Here is a 16,000-nt window from a genome sequence, read left to right as displayed (position 1 = left end):
CAAGAACAAACAACCGCGTGCTGCGCGCACGGCGCGATCTGCCATCGAGGCTGACGCGCCTGCGGCGCCTTGCTCTGTGGCGTTCAGAGTTCGGAGAAGATGAGGCAGACGCGGCCTACGAGGTAGTCGGCCGGGGTTTCGTGCGTGGCCAGAGACAGGAGCTGGACGGGGAAGTCGCGGGAGTAGGGGCGGAGGATAAGACGGCCCTCGTCGAAGTCTACGAAACGCAGTAGGAGAGCGGCTCCGCAGCGGACGGCGTAGAGGGTGGGCTGGTGGGCGCGGTAGGGGGCGAGCGAGTTGTAGTGGCGGTCGAGGACGGCGATGGCTCCGGGGGAGAGGAGCGGGTCCATGGCAGCGGATTGCTGAGCGTCGGCGCGGATGGCGAGGAAGCGCTGCCAGTGGGCGTATTTGCTGGAGGGACGGGCGCGGTTGTCCTGGAGGCGGGAGGCGGAGACCTGGATGGTTTCGATGATGGAGGCGGGGGGGATGCGCGCGTCGTCCATGGCGGCGGAGGGGGAGACGACGGGGACGGTCTCGATGGGATCGCTGTTTTCGGTTGGTGCAGGAGCGGAGGCGGCGCTGAGGGCGTTGAGTTCGAGGGGAAGGATGTGCTCGACGGAGAGCTTTTGCGATGCGAGGACGCGGTCGAGGCCTTCGAGGGAGAGGGCGCGTTTTCGGTTAAGGAAGTTGGAGATGTGGGCTTGAACGCGAGTCTATGGGCGAATCGTTCGTAGCGCTGCCAGGGCGCGGCGTGCACTGGAAACCGTATAATCGGGCCATGGACGCCGAGCCGCTGGGCACTGTTTTGGTTGGAGTTGTGATGGGGAGCCGCAGCGATTATGCGGTGATGCGAGGCGCCGTCGAGGTGCTGAAGGAGTTTGGCGTTGCGCATGAGGTGCGGGTGGTGTCGGCTCATCGGACGCCGGATCTTTTGTTTGACTATGCAGGTTCTGCCGTTGCGCGCGGGCTTCGTGTGATCATTGCCGGCGCTGGCGGGGCGGCGCATCTGCCTGGGATGATTGCGGCGAAGACTGTGGTGCCGGTGCTTGGCGTGCCGATTCCAGCGACAGCGCTGCAAGGGATGGATTCGCTATTGAGCATTGTGCAGATGCCGAAGGGTATTCCTGTGGGAACGCTGGCGATTGGAGCAGCTGGGGCTACGAACGCTGGGTTGTTAGCTGTCGCGATATTGGCTACTACGGATGCGGCGTTGCAGAAGAGGCTAATGGCCTGGCGCATGGCGCGGCGGGATGAGGTTTTAGCGCAGGTGGTCGGAGAAGATGAGGTTGGCGCGTGAGCTCTGGTTCTTCGAATGCGAAGCCGATTTTGCCGGGTGCGACGATCGGAATCTTTGGTGGTGGGCAGCTGGGGCGGATGACGGCAATGGCGGCTCGTGGGATGGGGTATCGCATCCTTGTGCTTGATCCGGATCCGGCTTGCCCTGCGCGGTTTGTGGTGGATGGATGCATCGAGGCGGGATGGGATGATTCGCGGGAGGCAGCGAATCTTGCGCGCGGATGCGACGTGGTGACGCTGGAGATTGAGCAGATCTCGCCGGCGAGTATGGAAGCCGCGGCCAGCTATGCGCCGGTGCGGCCGGGCGGTGCTATGCTCGCGGTGATTCAGGACAGGATCGAGCAAAAGGACTGGCTGCGGCGAAATGGATTTCCGGTTGGGGAGTATCGCGCGGTTCGGTCGCTGGATGAGTTACGGGATGCGGTGACTGCACTTGGCGGTAGATGTTTCTGCAAGAGTGCGACTGGCGGATACGACGGGCGGGGTCAGGGTAAGGTTGGATTTGCTGCCGGCGCCTCTGTCGAAGATGAGGTAAGGAGTGCCTGGGAGGCTTTGGGCGAGCGCGCGGGCGTTGTGGAGAAGGCAGTGAATCTGGAGCGGGAGATCTCGGTCTTGGTGGCGCGTGCTCCCAATGGCGAGGTGAAGGTTTATCCTGCGGCGCTGAATCACCATGAGGAACAGATTCTGGCCTGGAGCGTGATTCCCGCTCCACTCTCTTCGGAGATGGAGGAGAAGGCTCGAGAGATCGCGGAGGCGATTGCCGATACGTTTCAGCTTGAGGGAGTTCTCGCGGTTGAGATGTTTTGCACGACCGATGGGAAGCTGCTGGTGAATGAGCTAGCGCCGCGGCCGCACAACAGCTATCACGCGAGTGTGAGAGCTTGTGTGACGGGGCAGTTTGAGCAGTTGGTGCGGGCGGTGTGTGCTCTGCCGCTGGGTGATGTTGGTGTTGTGCAACCTGCTGCCATTGCGAATCTGCTCGGAGATCTCTGGCTGAAGGATGGGCAGGCTGTCGAGCCCAGATTCGATGCGGCACTGGCTGTGCCCGGGGTTAGGCTGCATTTGTATGAGAAACATAAGCCGCGTAAAGGGCGGAAGATGGGGCATCTGTCGGCGGTTGGTGCAACGGCAGATGAGGCGGTTGAGCTGGTGTTGCGGGCGAAGGCTCTGCTGTAGCGGCAGTAAGAAAAGAAAGCGCGGCAGACTTAGTTCAAGTCTGCCGCGCTTTTTTGTGTTTAAAGTTGAAGCTGATTAGCCGATGTCCTCGGACCAGTTCTCGAGGTATGCCTTGAAGTCAGACATGAATTTGCCTGCGTCGGCGCCATCTACGATGCGATGGTCGAAGCCAAGCGTGAAGCGCTGAATGGAGCGGATCGCGATGGAGTCGTTGCCGTCCTTGTCGGTGATGACTTCGGCTTCTTTGTTAAGGCCGCCGATACCGAGAATCGCGCTCTGTGGCTGGTTGATGATCGGTGTGCCGAACTGCTCGCCGAAGATGCCGGAGTTGGTGAGTGTGAAGGTGCCACCGGAGATCTCATCGGGTAAAAGTTTCTTGTTCCGGGCGCGATCGGCGACGTCGACGATGCCGCGCGCGATGCCGAGGAAGTTCTTCTCCTCGGTCTGCTTCAGAACGGGAACGATGAGGCCCCAGTCGAGCGCGACGGCGATCCCGATGTTGATGTTCTTGTTGTAGCGGATTGCGTCGCCTTCCACTGAACCGTTGACGATGGGGTGCTTGCGCAACGCGACGATAGCAGCGCGGGTGATGAAGGGCATGTACGTCAGTTTGACGCCGTTGCGCTGTTCGTACTTTGACTTCTCCTTCTCGCGGAGCTTGACGATGCGCGTCATGTCCACCTTGAAGACAGTGTGGACGTGTGGGCTGGTACGTTTGGACTCGACCATGCGTTGCGCGATGATGGAGCGCATCTTGGTCATGGGAACGAGTTCGCCGGGTTGCGGCTGAGGAGCAGCTGGTTTGGCAGCGGATGGGGCTGGCGCGGAGGCCGCTGGGGCAACGGACGCGGCGGAGACAGGCTTCGGACCCTGCTCCAGATGGCTGACGATGTCGGTCTTGGTGATGCGGCCCGAGGCTCCTGTGCCTGGAACCTGCGAAAGATCAACGTTGTTGTCTTTTGCGATCTTGCGTACCAGCGGTGAAGAGCGAACCCGTTCGCCTGCCGCAGCGGAAGATACTGCAGAGGCCGCAGGCGCCGAAGCAGCCGCGGCTGGAGCAGGAGTAGACACAGCCGGAGCGGACGATTTTCCGGCAGCGCCGCCGATAACCGCGACGACCGTGTTGATCGTAACGGTGGCACCCTCCTGAACCTTGATCTCGGAGAGGATACCGGCTACGGGCGATGGGATCTCGGCGTCAACTTTGTCGGTCGAAATCTCGAAGATAGGCTCGTCGCGCTGGACGGTATCGCCCACCTTCTTAAGCCACTTGGTAATTGTCCCCTCGGTGATGGACTCGCCCATCTGAGGCATCAGGACTTCGGTTCCCGGACCTGCTGCGGCAGGGGGATTTCCCTGAGCTGCGGCCGGTGCGACGGTGTTCGCTGCAGGGGCGGCCGCGGTTTCAGCCTTGGCGGGTGCGGCAGCAGGTGCGGTTGACGAGCCTGTTTCGTCGATGCTGCAGACGACGGTGTTGATCTGGACCGTAGTTCCTTCGGAGATTTTGATCTCCTTCAGAGTGCCGGCGGCGGGCGAAGGAATCTCCGCATCGACCTTGTCGGTCGAGATCTCAAAAAGAGGTTCGTCCCGCTGAATGGCATCGCCCGGTTTTTTGAGCCATTTTGTGATGGTGCCTTCGGTGATGGATTCGCCCATCTGGGGCATAACTACGTCAGTCGGCATGTATCTCTCTTCTCCCCTAACTTCAGGTGCGGCTTTCAGGTGCGGGCGGCTAAGACCGCCTGGTATCAGCCCGGTCCGCAATCGGGCGTGCGCAAATGGGATTATACGGCTGCTGGGTGAAACCTGGCTGCACGGTGCGGTTAGCGAACAGCGGCCGTCTTACGGAATTTCGCGTTTCATACATGCGTGGCAAGGAGTTGATCGACCGATTCGCACCAGAGCATCTGCCGCTCGAAGACTCGGCCGAAGTTTCTGGCGGTGGAGTTGAGAGCAGACTCCATCGTCGGCTGGCGGCCGGGGTCGGCCTCCAGTTCGAGGCTCGTTACCTGTCGATCTGTGATGCCGCAAGGGATGATCCAGTCAAAGTCTCTTAGGTCCGTGGTTACGTTGAGTGCGAAGCCATGCGAGGTGACGCCTTGAGAGACGTGAACGCCAATCGCCGCGATTTTTTTCTCGCGGATGCTTCCTCCTGCCATAGTCCAAACCCCTGTGAGCTTGCAGATGCGCTGGGTCATCACGCCGAAGTCGCCGCAGGTGCGGATTAAGGCTTCTTCAAGCAGACGAACGTAGTCGACTGGGCCCAGATGCGGTCCTTTTTTGCCGGGCAGGTCGCCGCGCAGATCGATGATGGGATACCCGACCAGCTGGCCTGGACCGTGATACGTTACATCGCCGCCGCGGTTGATCTCATGCAGTTCTACTCCTCGGCGTGCCAGTTGTTCGTCGCTAGCGAGAACGTTGGAGCGATGCGCGTTCCTGCCAAGCGTCAATACGGGTGGGTGCTCCAGCATCAGAAGCGTATCGCCTATCAGATTCTGCTTTCTGGCGACGATGACCTGTTGCTGGATGGCGAGCGCTTCGCGGTATGGGACGCGACCGAGATTGAGGAGATTGATATGCATGAGCTGTTTGTGGTTCTCACAGTTGAAGAAAACAGCCGAGCCAAATGGCCCGGCTGCAGTCTGAACCTTGATACAAACTAGACGTTGACCGCCATGCCCTCAACGCTTGAGAAGCCGTCGAGGAGGGCCTCGGCGACCGTCGGATGCGCGTGGATGGTGAACATCATCTCTTCGATCGTCGCCTCTAACTCAATTGCAGTAACGGCTTCGGCGATGATCTCTGTTGCGGTGGTGCCGATGATGTGGACGCCAAGAATCTCGCCGTGCTTCGAGTCCGAGACGACCTTGACGAAGCCATCGTGCGCGTCGAGGATAGTAGCCTTCGAGTTGCCGACGAACGGGAACTTGCCGACCTTGACCTGAAAGCCCTTCTCCTTTGCCTGCGCCTCGGTAAGACCGACGCTCGCAATCTGCGGATCGCAGTAGGTGCAGCCTGGAATGTGCGTGCGGTTCACAGGCTTGGCAAACTTGCCGGCTATTCTGGCCGCAACCACGAGCCCCGCCATACTGCCGACGTGCGCCAACTGAGGCAGGCCGGCGACGATATCACCGATCGCATAGATGCCTGGTTCGGTCGTCTCCATCCATTCATTGGTGACGATAAAGCCACGATCAGGCGTGATCTTTACCTTGTCGAGACCCACGTCGTAGGTTCGCGGTGCGCGGCCAACTGCTACCAGCACCTTCTCGGCCTGCTTGGTCTCGCCGGTGCCATCGGCTTTTGTAAAGTGAACCACTACTCCGTCTTTATTCTTTTCAAATTTATCGACCTTCGCTCCGAGGTGCACGTCGATTCCACGCTTCTTGAAGAGACGCAGCAGCTCCTTGCTGACGTCCTCATCCTCCGCGGGCACCATGCGTGGCAACGCTTCAAGGACCGTCACTTCCGCCCCGAAGCTCTTGAAGACTGAGGCAAACTCGACTCCAACTGCACCGGATCCCACCACCACCAGCGACTTGGGGGCTTCGTCGATCTTCAGAATCTCGTAGTTGGTCAGGATGGTCGTGTCCGGGGTATAACCCGGCAGCATGCGCGCGTCCGAGCCGGTCGCAAGCACCACGTTCTTTGCCTTTATGGTTTCGGTCTTGCCATCGGCTGTCTTCACTTCGATGGTGTGGACGCCGTCCTTCGCCGGACCAGTCAAGCGACCATAACCCTTGATGGCGTTGATCTTGTTTTTCTTCATCAGGAAGTCGAGACCCTTGACGTGACGCGAGATCACATCGTCCTTGCGCGCCAGTACGCCCTTCCAGTTCAGCTTGGGCGATGTCACTTCGATGCCATACCGGTCGGCGTGCTTCAGGTGATCCCATAGCTCGGCAGAGAAGAGCATCGACTTGGTGGGTATGCAGCCCCAGAGCAGGCACGTTCCGCCCAGCCGGTCATTCGCATCGATCAGGGCCGCCTTTAGACCATACTGCGACGCGCGAATCGCGCAGGTATATCCGGCGGGTCCACCGCCGAGCACTACAAGATCAAAGATTGTATCTGCCAAAGGAACACTCCATAGGATGTAGGGAACTCGAAACACTTCAATTTTACGCTCAAGCGATGGGCAATCGATAGATGGCCCGCGACCATACCGCTCGCGAAGAGGACTGTCGATCGTCATGAGTAGATGAAGGCGCGTCCTGAATAAATGCCGCCGACAGGTAACGAAGGAGTGAACTAAAGCGAAATTTCAGCGAAAACGCTTGACAGAGGCTTGATAATCGAACCAGGGAGAATGTTCCGATGGTTAGTAATGTAGCCCGGCTGACGAGCGCACTGCGCAACAGCGTCTTCGAGGAGGAGGCCGATTCGGAAACCACGCTTACCGAAAAGATCGACGCGGTACGACGCGATCTGGCCGAAACCGGGGTAGCCCTCTTCACCGATGACCGAGGCGACCGCTTCCGCATCGTCCGCAAGCCCGCCTAGACCATGAGTGCGCTGGTCGCGGGATTTCTGCTGATCGGCTACCTGCTTGCGCCAGGGGTTATTTACCGCCTCTTCTTCTCCGCCTATATTCCCGCAAGAAGGTACCAACGCACTCGCACCGAAGAGGTCGTCTTTTCGCTGCTCGTGACGGTGGTTCCATTTGTTCTCTCGTGGATCCTGCTGGTTCACACACCATTGGGCGAGCTGCCCACCTTTGCTTTGGGATCTTCTAAAGCGGAGGCATACCGCAACGTATTTCGTTCGCTTCTGCCAGGCCCTGAACTTACGCCGTCAAATCCTCTCATCGCAAGAGCCCATCTGGCGGACTCATACCTACGTGCGTTTCTGGAGCAGGGACGTTTTCTCTCCTTGCTGTGGCTCTTCTGCGCGCTGGAGGGGTGGGCGTCCGGCCTGATCGTCTCGCGCTACGGCGACTACAGCACCAATCAGCGCATGCACCGACTGCTAAAGCGCTTCTGCGATGACTTTCTGCTTACCTATGTCTCGGAGTGGGAGCTGCTGTTCACCACGCGTTCTCTGCCTCGAAGCCAGCAAGACTTCGACGTCGAGATCGACGCTCTCGCCGCGGGTATTCTCTATCGCGGGAAACTTGTCGACTGGTTTCTCGATCAGGACGGGAAGCTGGAGGGCATCTTCCTTGAACGCGCTGCGCGCTATCAGCAGGCAGAGCTTGAACGCGATCGAGAGCGTGGCACCGAAAAGGCTCGCGAGAGTTACTGGCGCACGATTCCAGGTGCGAAGCTCTACCTCGTAGCAAGTACCATCGCGAACTACAACATCCGCTATGTCCCGCCCATGCAGCAGGACACTACGCTGGCTCAGCTGCGCGCCCGCTTCGGGGCAGAGGCGATCATCACCCAGCTTCCCCCTGACAGCTTCGACGATCCCATCAACTCGCCTTAGCTTGAGGGGATCCACCCTTATGAATCGTTTGTTACGCAAGCACCTTCGCCGCGTCCTTCGCAAAGTACGTCACGATAAAGTCCGCTCCAGCCCGTCGGATCGACAGCAGCGACTCCATCATCGTGCGCTCTGGCTCCAGCCATCCACGCTGAAACGCCGCATGCAGCATCGAGTACTCCCCCGACACCTGGTACGCGCCCATGGGTAAATCGTATAGCTCCCGCGCCGCGCGAATTACATCGAGATACGGCATCGCAGGCTTCATCAACAACATATCCGCGCCCTCGGCAATATCCTGGTCAATCTCCCGCATAGCCTCGCGCAGATTCGCCCCGTCCATCTGGTAGCTGCGACGATCGCCAAACTGCGGAGCAGAGTCAGCCGCCTCGCGGAATGGTCCGTAAAAAGCCGATGCGAACTTCGAGGCATAGCTCATCACCGGAGTCTGTTCGTGCCCGCCCGCGTCGAGCGCCTCTCGAATCGCCTCAACCCGCCCATCCATCATGTCCGAAGGAGCGACAATATCCGCACCAGCCTTGGCCAATGACGCGGCCGTCTTCGCAATCAGCGCGACACTCGAATCATTCTGAATCTCGTAATGATCACCATCCCGCGCCACAACACCGCAGTGACCATGCGAGGTGTACTCACACAGACAAACGTCAGCGATTGTCACCAGAGAATCAAGCGCTTTGTCCTTCTTCAACGTTCGCAGCGCCTGCTGCACGATGCCGTCGTCGGCCCAAGCGCCGGAAGCCTCTTCGTCTTTCTCGGACGGCAGGCCGAACAGTAGCAACCCTCCCAACCCAAGCGAGGCACAGGCCTCGGCTTCCTTCACGGCTTCATCGATCGACAGATTGAAGACCCCAGGCATGGAGCTGATCTCTTTGCGTATTCCTTCGCCAGGGCAGATGAACAACGGGTAGATCAGCGCACCGGGGTGCAGATGAGTCTCGCGAACCAGAGACCGCATAGCCTCGGTGCGGCGCAGACGGCGCAGACGCGTAGCTGGAAAGTTCATGTCTCCAGTTTACGTCCAGCCTTCAGCTTCGGTCTGCGATCGCGTCGTACTCGAGACCCGAAGCCCCTGGAGCCAGCACCCAAAGCGTATAGATCCCCAGCGCCGTGCCGAAGAGTGGCTTCAGCAGAGTCAAGATTCCCACGACGATGGCAAAGGTCCTCCCCCACGGTCGCCGCGTCAAGAGGCTATAGCCAACAAACACCGCAAGCGCCGCCATAGCCACCGTATAAGCAGCGATCAGGGGAAATAACGCACCCATCCACGAGTGTTCTAGGCCGCTATGATTGTTGAACGGCCAGTCGAACCCGCCGAAGTTGCGGAACGCGAATGCGCGCAGAAAGAACATGCCGATCAACCCGCCGATAATCCGATACGCTCCAAAGACACACCAAAGCACTCCAAGCGTCTGCAGATTCCGCTGTACCCGGGGCGCCGCCATGGGCACCGGCGGCTGCGGATAAGCAGCATACATTGGTTGCGCAGCAGCGACCTGGGCCCCGCACTTTGCACAAAAATGAACACCATCAACAAGGGAAGACCCACATGCCTGACAGACCATCTCACACCTCCAACCACTCAAGGCGCCGGCCCCGCGCTCTCCTTGCTACGCAGGGTTTCGGTCGGTAGTTCCCTGCGAGGGTACGATAAAAGAAGTGAATTCACCAGAGCTATTGCCGATCATCCCCTCCCCGCTGCGCGAAGTGAGCGCCGCCGCCCTGGAGTGGCCGCGACTCCGTGAGTACATCGCCGGCCGCACCTTCTCCCCCCTGGGCCGCGCCTGGATTCTCGCGCTCGAACCCTGCGCCGACCTGGCCTGGATCAACCAGCAGCAACAACGCACCGCCGAGCTGCGCGCTATGCTCATGCGAGGCGGAAGCTTCGAGTTCCGCGGACTCTTCGATCCCACCACTCTTCTCGACAAAGCCCGCATCGAAGGCGCTGCCCTCGAGTCCACCGAGATTCGTGATCTTCTCGCCGTCGTGGAACGCGTCGCTGCGTGGCGCAACCTCATCGACCCTTCCCCAAAGGGGACCCGCTACGAGTGGCCAGGAATTGCCGCGCTCTCCGCTGCTCTGCTCGACTACGACCTCGCGCCACTTCTTCGCCTCCTGCGCGGCAAGATCGAGCCCGACGGCAGCCTCAACGACGACGCCTCCCCCGAACTCAATCGCATCCGTCGCGCCATGGAGCGCCAACACCGCGCCATCGAAGCGAGTCTCCGCAGGTCCCTGCAAAGCCTCAGCGAAGGTGGCAGCACGCAGGAAGATCTCATCACCATTCGCGGCGATCGCTTCGTCATCCCGGTAAAGTCCGAGTTCAAGCGCAAGGTCCCCGGCGTCATTCACGGCTCGTCCTCGTCCGGCCAGACCGTCTTTGTGGAGCCATTAGAGACGATCGAGCAGAACAACGAGCTAGTACGGCTCCTTGATGAAGAACAGTCAGAGATACACCGAATCCTCGTCGCCATGACTCATGCGCTCGGGGAAAACTCTACCGCCATCCATCTCGGCGCGAGCATCCTTGCGGAGGTTGAATCGCACCACGCACGCGCCCGCTTCGCCGAAACTCTCAATTGTTCCCGCCCAATGTTCACCCAGGAGCTATCGCTCACCGCCGCACGCCATCCCCTGCTGGAGCTTCGCATGCGTGCGGACGCCCTGGCCGAAGGCATAGAACCCAGAACGCCGGTTCCACTCACCATCATCCTCCCTCCCGAAGCGAAGCAGCTCATCATCAGCGGGCCCAACACCGGAGGAAAGACCGTCTCTCTCAAAACCCTCGGCCTGCTCTCGTTGATGGCTCAGGCTGGCATTCCTGTTCCTGCGGAGGAGGCGAAGCTCCCACTCTTCCAAAGCATCTACGCCGACATAGGCGACGCCCAGTCCATCGAGCGCAATCTCTCCAGCTTCTCCGCACACGTCGTCAATCTGGATCGCATCTCCCGCGAAGCCACAACCGACTCGCTCGTCCTGCTCGACGAACTGGGCTCCGCCACAGATCCCGAAGAAGGCGCGGCACTCGCGGTCGCCATCGCAGCCCATTTCCTCGCGCTCAATGCGTGGTGTTGCATCACGACTCACCTCACCTCACTGAAGGTCTACGCCGCCAATCACCCAGGCGTCCTCAACGCAGCCGTCGGTTTCGATCAGCAAACCCTTACCCCCACCTACGAACTGCGGCTCGGCGTACCTGGAGCCTCTGCCGGTCTCAACATCGCAGCGCGACTCGGCCTTGCGCCGGACATCATCGCAACAGCCCGCGCCCAGATGACCACACAAACCGCAGACATCGGGGCCTTCCTCGATCAGCTCCACGACCAGCTCACCGCGGCGGCCGCAGAGCGCGAAACAATGCAGCAGCGTGAACGCGAGCTATCCCGCGAAAAAGCCCGCGTCGAAGTCGAAGGCCGCGTCGAACAAAAAGCTCGCACCAAAGAGCTCGAAGCCAAGCTGAGTTCTCTCCTCGAAGACTTCGCCTATCAGCTGCGTGAGACCGTGAAAGCCATCGACGACAAGACACTCGCTCAAAAAATTGCTCGCGACTCCGATCGCCGCATGGCAACCCTTCGTCGCGAATTTTCCGAGCAGTTCAACTCCACCGTCGTCGCGCACACAACAAGAGCCGACAAGAACGACCCCGCCGCTCAACCCCACATTCCCAAAGGCATCAAGGTCGGCGACCTCGTCAAACTCAAATCCCTGGGACGTCAGGCGCGGGTGGACCGGATCCTCGATAACAAGACCTTTGAAGTCTCCATGGGCCTGATGAAGATGCGCGCCGCCATCGACGACATTGCAGAGGTTGAGTCCGTCAAGGTCGTCACGCCGCTCGAAGCCGCGCGCAAACGCGGAGGCATCACCGTAGCCACAGTCAACAACGACACCGACTACATGACCTCCGAGATCAACGTCATCGGCCGTACCGCCGACGAAGCGCAGACGGAAGTTGAGCGCTTTCTCGACCGCGCCTTTCTGGCCGGATTGCCGCGCATTCGCATCGTGCATGGAACCGGCATGGGCGTCCTGCGTCGAACCTTGCGCGAATATCTCCGCAATCATCCTCACGTCACAACCGTCACCGAGCCTCCGCAGAATCAGGGCGGACAAGGCGCAACCGAAGTCGAGCTGCGCCAGTGATTAATGAATAACTCTTTTTTATCGATCCATGCAAAAGAACCCTCAATCTAGCCGAGTAGTTGGGTCCCTAAGTATGAGGACCGCCCTTCGTGACGAGTAAGTTCCAGAGGCTTGGCTGCCCACGCGGATTCTAGATCGGCTGCGATCGAGTGTAACCCGCTGGCGCTAAGTAAATTGGGTGGAAACAAAAAAGTGCCGAGCAGCGACATGCCACTCGACACTCCATTTCACAGAGAAACATCCTTGCTCCAATCTTCGGCTACGTTGCCCGCTCCGGTCATGAAGCTGCTCCTCTGCCTAGTCTCTCTTCTCCGTGTAGTCCTCGTATGAATTCCCTGACTCCCGGAGTGATGCGACCCAGAGAACACCCGCGCGCTCTTGTCAGGACGTGTGAATATTCGTAACGCTTACGAGAATCGAGTATTTTAGCTCCTTGCCTACTGAAGTTGTTCTCAGCAGAGCATCTGCAGCTGAGAGATAAGAGTTCAATTTTGCCGGCATACTCAGACTTGAATGGTCCAACCTTCAGTACAATCACAAAGTAGCATTGGTGCCACATATAAAACCCGACTAATCGTGGGGTGTTCGGGACCGTATGTACATATGACAGGGCTTCAAAATTCTGTTGTATCGTCTGGATGAGCTCTGGAATGGGGTGCGCGAAGGGTGAACTCATCAGGCCGGACAATTGCCGTGTGCGCGATGGGGTTGATTTTGATTGGACACGCGCGGACCAGTCACGGACTACAGATATCGCATGACGTAGTGGAGGGATCCCATGTGCGCGAAGGCTATGTGGGCGATGCAACATGCAAGTCGTGTCACGTCGAACAAAGCTTGTCTTATGTGCATACGGCGCATCACCTCACTTCACAGAATCCGACAGGCGAGGCCATACTCGGTTCTTTCGCTAAGGGCTCAAACACTCTGAAGATAGCTGATCCTGCGCCAGCTATCGGCGACCCTGGCATCTCTTATGAGATGGAGAAGAGAGGCGCGAATTACTACATTGCCGCCGTTACTGGTTTTGCCGGAGACCTCCAGAGGAGAAGCGAAGAGGTTGGTGTGGTGGTTGGCTCAGGAGTGCGTGGACAGAGCTATCTGTATTGGCGAGGAGATGAGCTGTTCGAGTTGCCGGTAAGCTACTGGTCGGATGGCGGCCGATGGATTAATAGTCCGGGCTATAGGAATGGTCCGCCAAACTTTGATCGACCTGCGTCTCGGCGATGTCTGGAGTGCCATGTCAGCTATATTAAAGCGCTCTCGGACGACCCGATGGGGAACCGATATGACAGAGAGAGCCTGGTCCCCGGGATCTCCTGCGAGGTGTGCCATGGGCCGGGATCGCGGCATGCGGCGCTGTTTGCAAAGGGGCAACCTAAGAGGCATTTGCAGGAGACGCTGATATTGAACCCGAAGCATTTCGCGCGAGACAGGCAGGTGGACCTGTGCGCACTTTGCCATAACGGTGCCGCACAGAAGGAGATCGCGCCTGCATTTTCCTTCATACCCGGGGAACCGCTTGCGCGATATCTGAGCGAGGATACTGCAAGCGCAGACATGCACCCTGATGTGCACGCGAACCAGGTGGGTCTGTTGAAGCGGAGCCGGTGTTATTTATCGTCTCCGGAGATGAGGTGCTCTACGTGCCACGATGTACATGCGGCGGAGCGGCCGGCGGCGTCATACTCTGCGAGATGCTTGACTTGCCATCGCGTGGAGAGCTGTGGAATGGAAAAGACGATGGGTCCTTCGATCAAGAGCAACTGCATCGACTGCCACATGCCGAGCAGACAAATGCAATCGTCTCTGAGACCGGCGACCAGGTGATTCGGACGAGGATGCGTACCCACTGGATCAAGGTGTATTCGCCGGCTGAACAACAATGACTACGGCTGGCCCTGCGGAGCGGCACTGGTGCGGGCAGGGAAAGATTTCCTTTCCTGCTCGATCTCATTATTCAGCACCGATTTGAGATGTTGGAGGGTTTGAGCCGCCTCGTCGTTGCGGTGCAGCCTGCGCAGAAGAATGAACTGACGGTCGAGTGCAGAACGGTTGTCCGGCTCTAACTCGATCGCTTTGCCGTAGTGACCCACCGCGTCGGAGATGTTGTTTTCCTGTTCTAACAGGTGACCCATAAGAACCTGGGCTTCGGCGGAGTCTGGCTTCGTAGCGAGAGAGGTGGCGAGATAGCCTTTTGCTTCCTGGAAGGCTGGCTGGCCAGGTTGAACTCCCCCACGGATGATGAGGTCGGCAAGCAAGTAATTTGTAACGGAGTCTTTGGGGGTAATGGCGAGCTGCTTGGTAAGGAGCGCCTTCTCTTTGTCGGGTTGATTGCGATCGGAGTACAGCATGCTCATAGCAACTACGCTATGCGGCTGATCTGGTTCGAGCTGCGCGGCGTCCACGAAGTCTTTTTCAGCCTGATCGTATTGGGCTAGCTGAGCATAGGCGACACCTCGAATGAGATAAAGAGATGCGGCCTTTGGGATTCGTGCAATTCCTGCGGTTGCTCAAGAATCGGGCCCGCTTGAAAGCTTTCATTTGGATCGCCGAGAAGACTAGAACACGCATTGCGATGTTGTCAACGGCAAAATCTGCATACCGCCGAAGACAACAGATCGCAGAGAAAAGATCGCCTACTTGCTGAGTTTGCCCCGCCGAGAGGAGGGGGATTTCTGGGCGGAGATCGCGCTAGGAGGAGCAACTGAGTCTCTAATCTTCAGCGCTGTTTCAAGGATGAGATGCTTTGCTGGGCCATCATCGCCGCGGACACGATCAATCAGGATTTGAGCGGCTGTGGTTCCCATTTGAAAGCCTGGCTGGGATACGGATGAGAGCGGAGGGCTGGTCATCTCGGCAAATTGAAGGTTGTCGAAACCAATCAGGGATATGTCTTCGGGGCAGTGGAGGCCGGCTTCGCGAAAGGCCAGCAGGGCGCCGAACGCGATCATGTCGTTCGCTGCGAAGATCACCGTCGGCCTCGGGATCATGCGAAGAAGCAGCATAGTCTTCGCGTAACCGCCGTGTTGGTCGAAGCTTGCCTCTTGTATATATTCGGGACCGATTGGGATCTTCTTTTCGTGTAGTGCGCGTTTGAAGCCTGCCAGGCGGTCTTGCGCATTCGTCAGATGGCGTGGGCCCATGACCATCGCAAGGAGCCGATGTCCTTGCCGGAGCACGTAGCTGGTCGCCTCATAGGCTCCCTTCTCGTTGTCAGCAGTAACCGTGTCGCCTTCCCACCCTTTGGGAAGACGGTCGACACAGACGACTGCTGTTCCAGACTTTCGATACGACTCGGCCTGTGCGGTGAGGTCACTGAAGTTGGATGGAATCACGATCAGGCCGGACGGAAGGAACGTTCGAAGTTCATTGAGGTGAACGATCTCTTTGGAATGGTCGTTGTCAGTGTTGCAGAGAATTAGGCGATAGCCGTTTGCGAAGGCGACGTCCTCTGCGCCGCGAACTACGGCCGGGAAGAATGGGTTCGTCACGTCTGGAATGATCATGCCGATCATGTTGGTCTTGTCCAGACGAAGGCCACGCGCCAGTTGGCTGGGCTGGTAGCCGACCGCATCGACGGCGTCCATGACCCGCTTGCGAAGGTTTTCGCGAACGGGAGCAGATTTGTTAAGAACATGGGATACGGTGCCGAGTGAGACACCAGCTATCTTTGCGATCTGCTTCATGTTTGCCATTCGCTAACTCCTGCGGATTTGAATTCGTCCGGCTCGTGTGCTTTTCTGAGCGTGTCGTTGAAGGCGAATGCCTGAACTGCTGTGATGCTCAGGATTGGAGCGGCCCCGGAGCATACTTTGAGTCTCGCATACCTTATAACGATTCTGATTCTTGGCCGATCGATTGAAAGGGGTGCATAAAACTTCCTTGACAAACTACCGCGGTCTTTTTATGCTTCGGAGGCTTCTATTTGAAAGCTTTC

The 16,000-nt window shown here is 58.6% G+C and carries 14 protein-coding genes and 2 pseudogenes; 6 read left to right on the top strand and 10 right to left on the bottom strand.

What is annotated here, in order from left to right:
- Positions 1–83 precede the first annotated feature (83 nt).
- Entirely contained in the window at positions 84–503 is a 420-nt protein-coding gene (locus tag HDF10_RS13520) for a hypothetical protein (RefSeq protein ID WP_183814252.1), read from the bottom strand.
- Positions 504–778: 275 nt separating this feature from the next.
- Here HDF10_RS13520 and purE point away from each other — a divergent pair, with 275 nt between their 5' ends.
- Entirely contained in the window at positions 779–1,297 is a 519-nt protein-coding gene (gene purE, locus HDF10_RS13515) for a 5-(carboxyamino)imidazole ribonucleotide mutase (protein ID WP_183814622.1), read from the top strand.
- Entirely contained in the window at positions 1,294–2,472 is a 1,179-nt protein-coding gene (gene purK / locus HDF10_RS13510) for a 5-(carboxyamino)imidazole ribonucleotide synthase (RefSeq protein WP_183814250.1), read from the top strand. Before purE ends, purK begins: the two co-directional genes overlap by 4 nt.
- Before the next feature lie 75 nt (positions 2,473–2,547).
- Here purK and HDF10_RS13505 read toward each other — a convergent pair whose 3' ends face one another.
- From HDF10_RS13505 to lpdA, 3 genes are all read right to left on the bottom strand, one after another.
- On the bottom strand, positions 2,548–4,155 hold the full coding sequence (locus HDF10_RS13505) for a 2-oxo acid dehydrogenase subunit E2 (protein ID WP_183814248.1): 1,608 nt from the start codon (positions 4,153–4,155) through the stop codon (positions 2,548–2,550).
- A 176-nt stretch (positions 4,156–4,331) separates the two neighbouring features.
- Positions 4,332–5,057, bottom strand: a complete 726-nt coding sequence (lipB, locus tag HDF10_RS13500; protein WP_183814246.1) for a lipoyl(octanoyl) transferase LipB — start codon at positions 5,055–5,057, stop codon at positions 4,332–4,334.
- 77 nt (positions 5,058–5,134) lie between these two features.
- Entirely contained in the window at positions 5,135–6,553 is a 1,419-nt protein-coding gene (lpdA, locus tag HDF10_RS13495; RefSeq protein WP_183814243.1) for a dihydrolipoyl dehydrogenase, read from the bottom strand.
- Between the two features lie 239 nt (positions 6,554–6,792).
- Between lpdA and HDF10_RS13490 the strand changes: the two genes are divergently transcribed.
- Both HDF10_RS13490 and HDF10_RS13485 read left to right on the top strand, forming a co-directional pair.
- Positions 6,793–6,978 carry a hypothetical protein gene (locus tag HDF10_RS13490; protein WP_183814241.1) on the top strand — a complete coding sequence of 62 codons (186 nt, stop codon included), beginning with the start codon at positions 6,793–6,795 and terminating at the stop codon, positions 6,976–6,978.
- Between the two features lie 3 nt (positions 6,979–6,981).
- The gene (locus HDF10_RS13485) at positions 6,982–7,902 is read left to right on the top strand and encodes a hypothetical protein (protein ID WP_183814239.1); all 921 of its coding nucleotides are present in this window, start codon (positions 6,982–6,984) and stop codon (positions 7,900–7,902) included.
- A 31-nt stretch (positions 7,903–7,933) separates the two neighbouring features.
- On the opposite strand, the gene hemB is transcribed toward HDF10_RS13485, so the two are convergent.
- The 3 genes and pseudogenes from hemB to HDF10_RS21615 all read right to left on the bottom strand — a co-directional run.
- Positions 7,934–8,923: a porphobilinogen synthase gene (gene hemB / locus HDF10_RS13480; protein ID WP_183814237.1), complete on the bottom strand. Its 990-nt coding sequence runs from the start codon at positions 8,921–8,923 to the stop codon at positions 7,934–7,936.
- 22 nt (positions 8,924–8,945) lie between these two features.
- Positions 8,946–9,362: a hypothetical protein gene (locus HDF10_RS13475; RefSeq protein ID WP_260177878.1), complete on the bottom strand. Its 417-nt coding sequence runs from the start codon at positions 9,360–9,362 to the stop codon at positions 8,946–8,948.
- Between the two features lie 54 nt (positions 9,363–9,416).
- A pseudogene (locus tag HDF10_RS21615) lies at positions 9,417–9,482 on the bottom strand (zinc-ribbon domain-containing protein); the annotation flags it as partial.
- Positions 9,483–9,576: 94 nt separating this feature from the next.
- Here HDF10_RS21615 and HDF10_RS13470 point away from each other — a divergent pair.
- Both HDF10_RS13470 and HDF10_RS21420 read left to right on the top strand, forming a co-directional pair.
- On the top strand, positions 9,577–12,060 hold the full coding sequence (locus HDF10_RS13470) for an endonuclease MutS2 (protein WP_311732754.1): 2,484 nt from the start codon (positions 9,577–9,579) through the stop codon (positions 12,058–12,060).
- Positions 12,061–12,762: 702 nt separating this feature from the next.
- Positions 12,763–13,386, top strand: a pseudogene (locus HDF10_RS21420) (hypothetical protein); the annotation flags it as partial.
- A 287-nt stretch (positions 13,387–13,673) separates the two neighbouring features.
- On the opposite strand, the gene HDF10_RS20980 reads toward HDF10_RS21420, so the two are convergent.
- From HDF10_RS20980 to HDF10_RS13455, 3 genes are all read right to left on the bottom strand, one after another.
- A complete protein-coding gene (locus HDF10_RS20980; protein WP_260177877.1) occupies positions 13,674–13,832 on the bottom strand; it encodes a hypothetical protein in 159 nt (52 codons plus the stop codon).
- Positions 13,833–13,949: 117 nt separating this feature from the next.
- The gene (locus HDF10_RS13460; protein WP_311732762.1) at positions 13,950–14,552 is read right to left on the bottom strand and encodes a tetratricopeptide repeat protein; all 603 of its coding nucleotides are present in this window, start codon (positions 14,550–14,552) and stop codon (positions 13,950–13,952) included.
- A 147-nt stretch (positions 14,553–14,699) separates the two neighbouring features.
- A complete protein-coding gene (locus HDF10_RS13455; protein WP_260177876.1) occupies positions 14,700–15,758 on the bottom strand; it encodes a LacI family DNA-binding transcriptional regulator in 1,059 nt (352 codons plus the stop codon).
- Positions 15,759–16,000: the final 242 nt, after the last annotated feature.

It is taken from the genome of Tunturiibacter empetritectus (assembly GCF_014201375.1).
In the GTDB taxonomy this organism is placed as follows: domain Bacteria; phylum Acidobacteriota; class Terriglobia; order Terriglobales; family Acidobacteriaceae; genus Edaphobacter; species Edaphobacter lichenicola_D.
This window is presented reverse-complemented; position numbering and strand designations above follow the sequence as displayed.

Bases quoted from the DNA above. Each gene is read 5' to 3' on its own strand.
- HDF10_RS20980 (WP_260177877.1), bottom strand. From the start codon at position 13,832: ATGCAGTTGCTCTTGATCGAAGGACCCATCGTCTTTTCCATTCCACAG.
- hemB (WP_183814237.1), bottom strand. From the start codon at position 8,923: ATGAACTTTCCAGCTACGCGTCTGCGCCGTCTGCGCCGCACCGAGGCT.
- HDF10_RS13505 (WP_183814248.1), bottom strand. From the start codon at position 4,155: ATGCCGACTGACGTAGTTATGCCCCAGATGGGCGAATCCATCACCGAA.
- HDF10_RS13490 (WP_183814241.1), top strand. From the start codon at position 6,793: ATGGTTAGTAATGTAGCCCGGCTGACGAGCGCACTGCGCAACAGCGTC.
- purE (WP_183814622.1), top strand. From the start codon at position 779: ATGGACGCCGAGCCGCTGGGCACTGTTTTGGTTGGAGTTGTGATGGGG.
- HDF10_RS13485 (WP_183814239.1), top strand. From the start codon at position 6,982: ATGAGTGCGCTGGTCGCGGGATTTCTGCTGATCGGCTACCTGCTTGCG.
- HDF10_RS13455 (WP_260177876.1), bottom strand. From the start codon at position 15,758: ATGGCAAACATGAAGCAGATCGCAAAGATAGCTGGTGTCTCACTCGGC.
- HDF10_RS13520 (WP_183814252.1), bottom strand. From the start codon at position 503: ATGGACGACGCGCGCATCCCCCCCGCCTCCATCATCGAAACCATCCAG.
- lipB (WP_183814246.1), bottom strand. From the start codon at position 5,057: ATGCATATCAATCTCCTCAATCTCGGTCGCGTCCCATACCGCGAAGCG.
- HDF10_RS13475 (WP_260177878.1), bottom strand. From the start codon at position 9,362: ATGGCGGCGCCCCGGGTACAGCGGAATCTGCAGACGCTTGGAGTGCTT.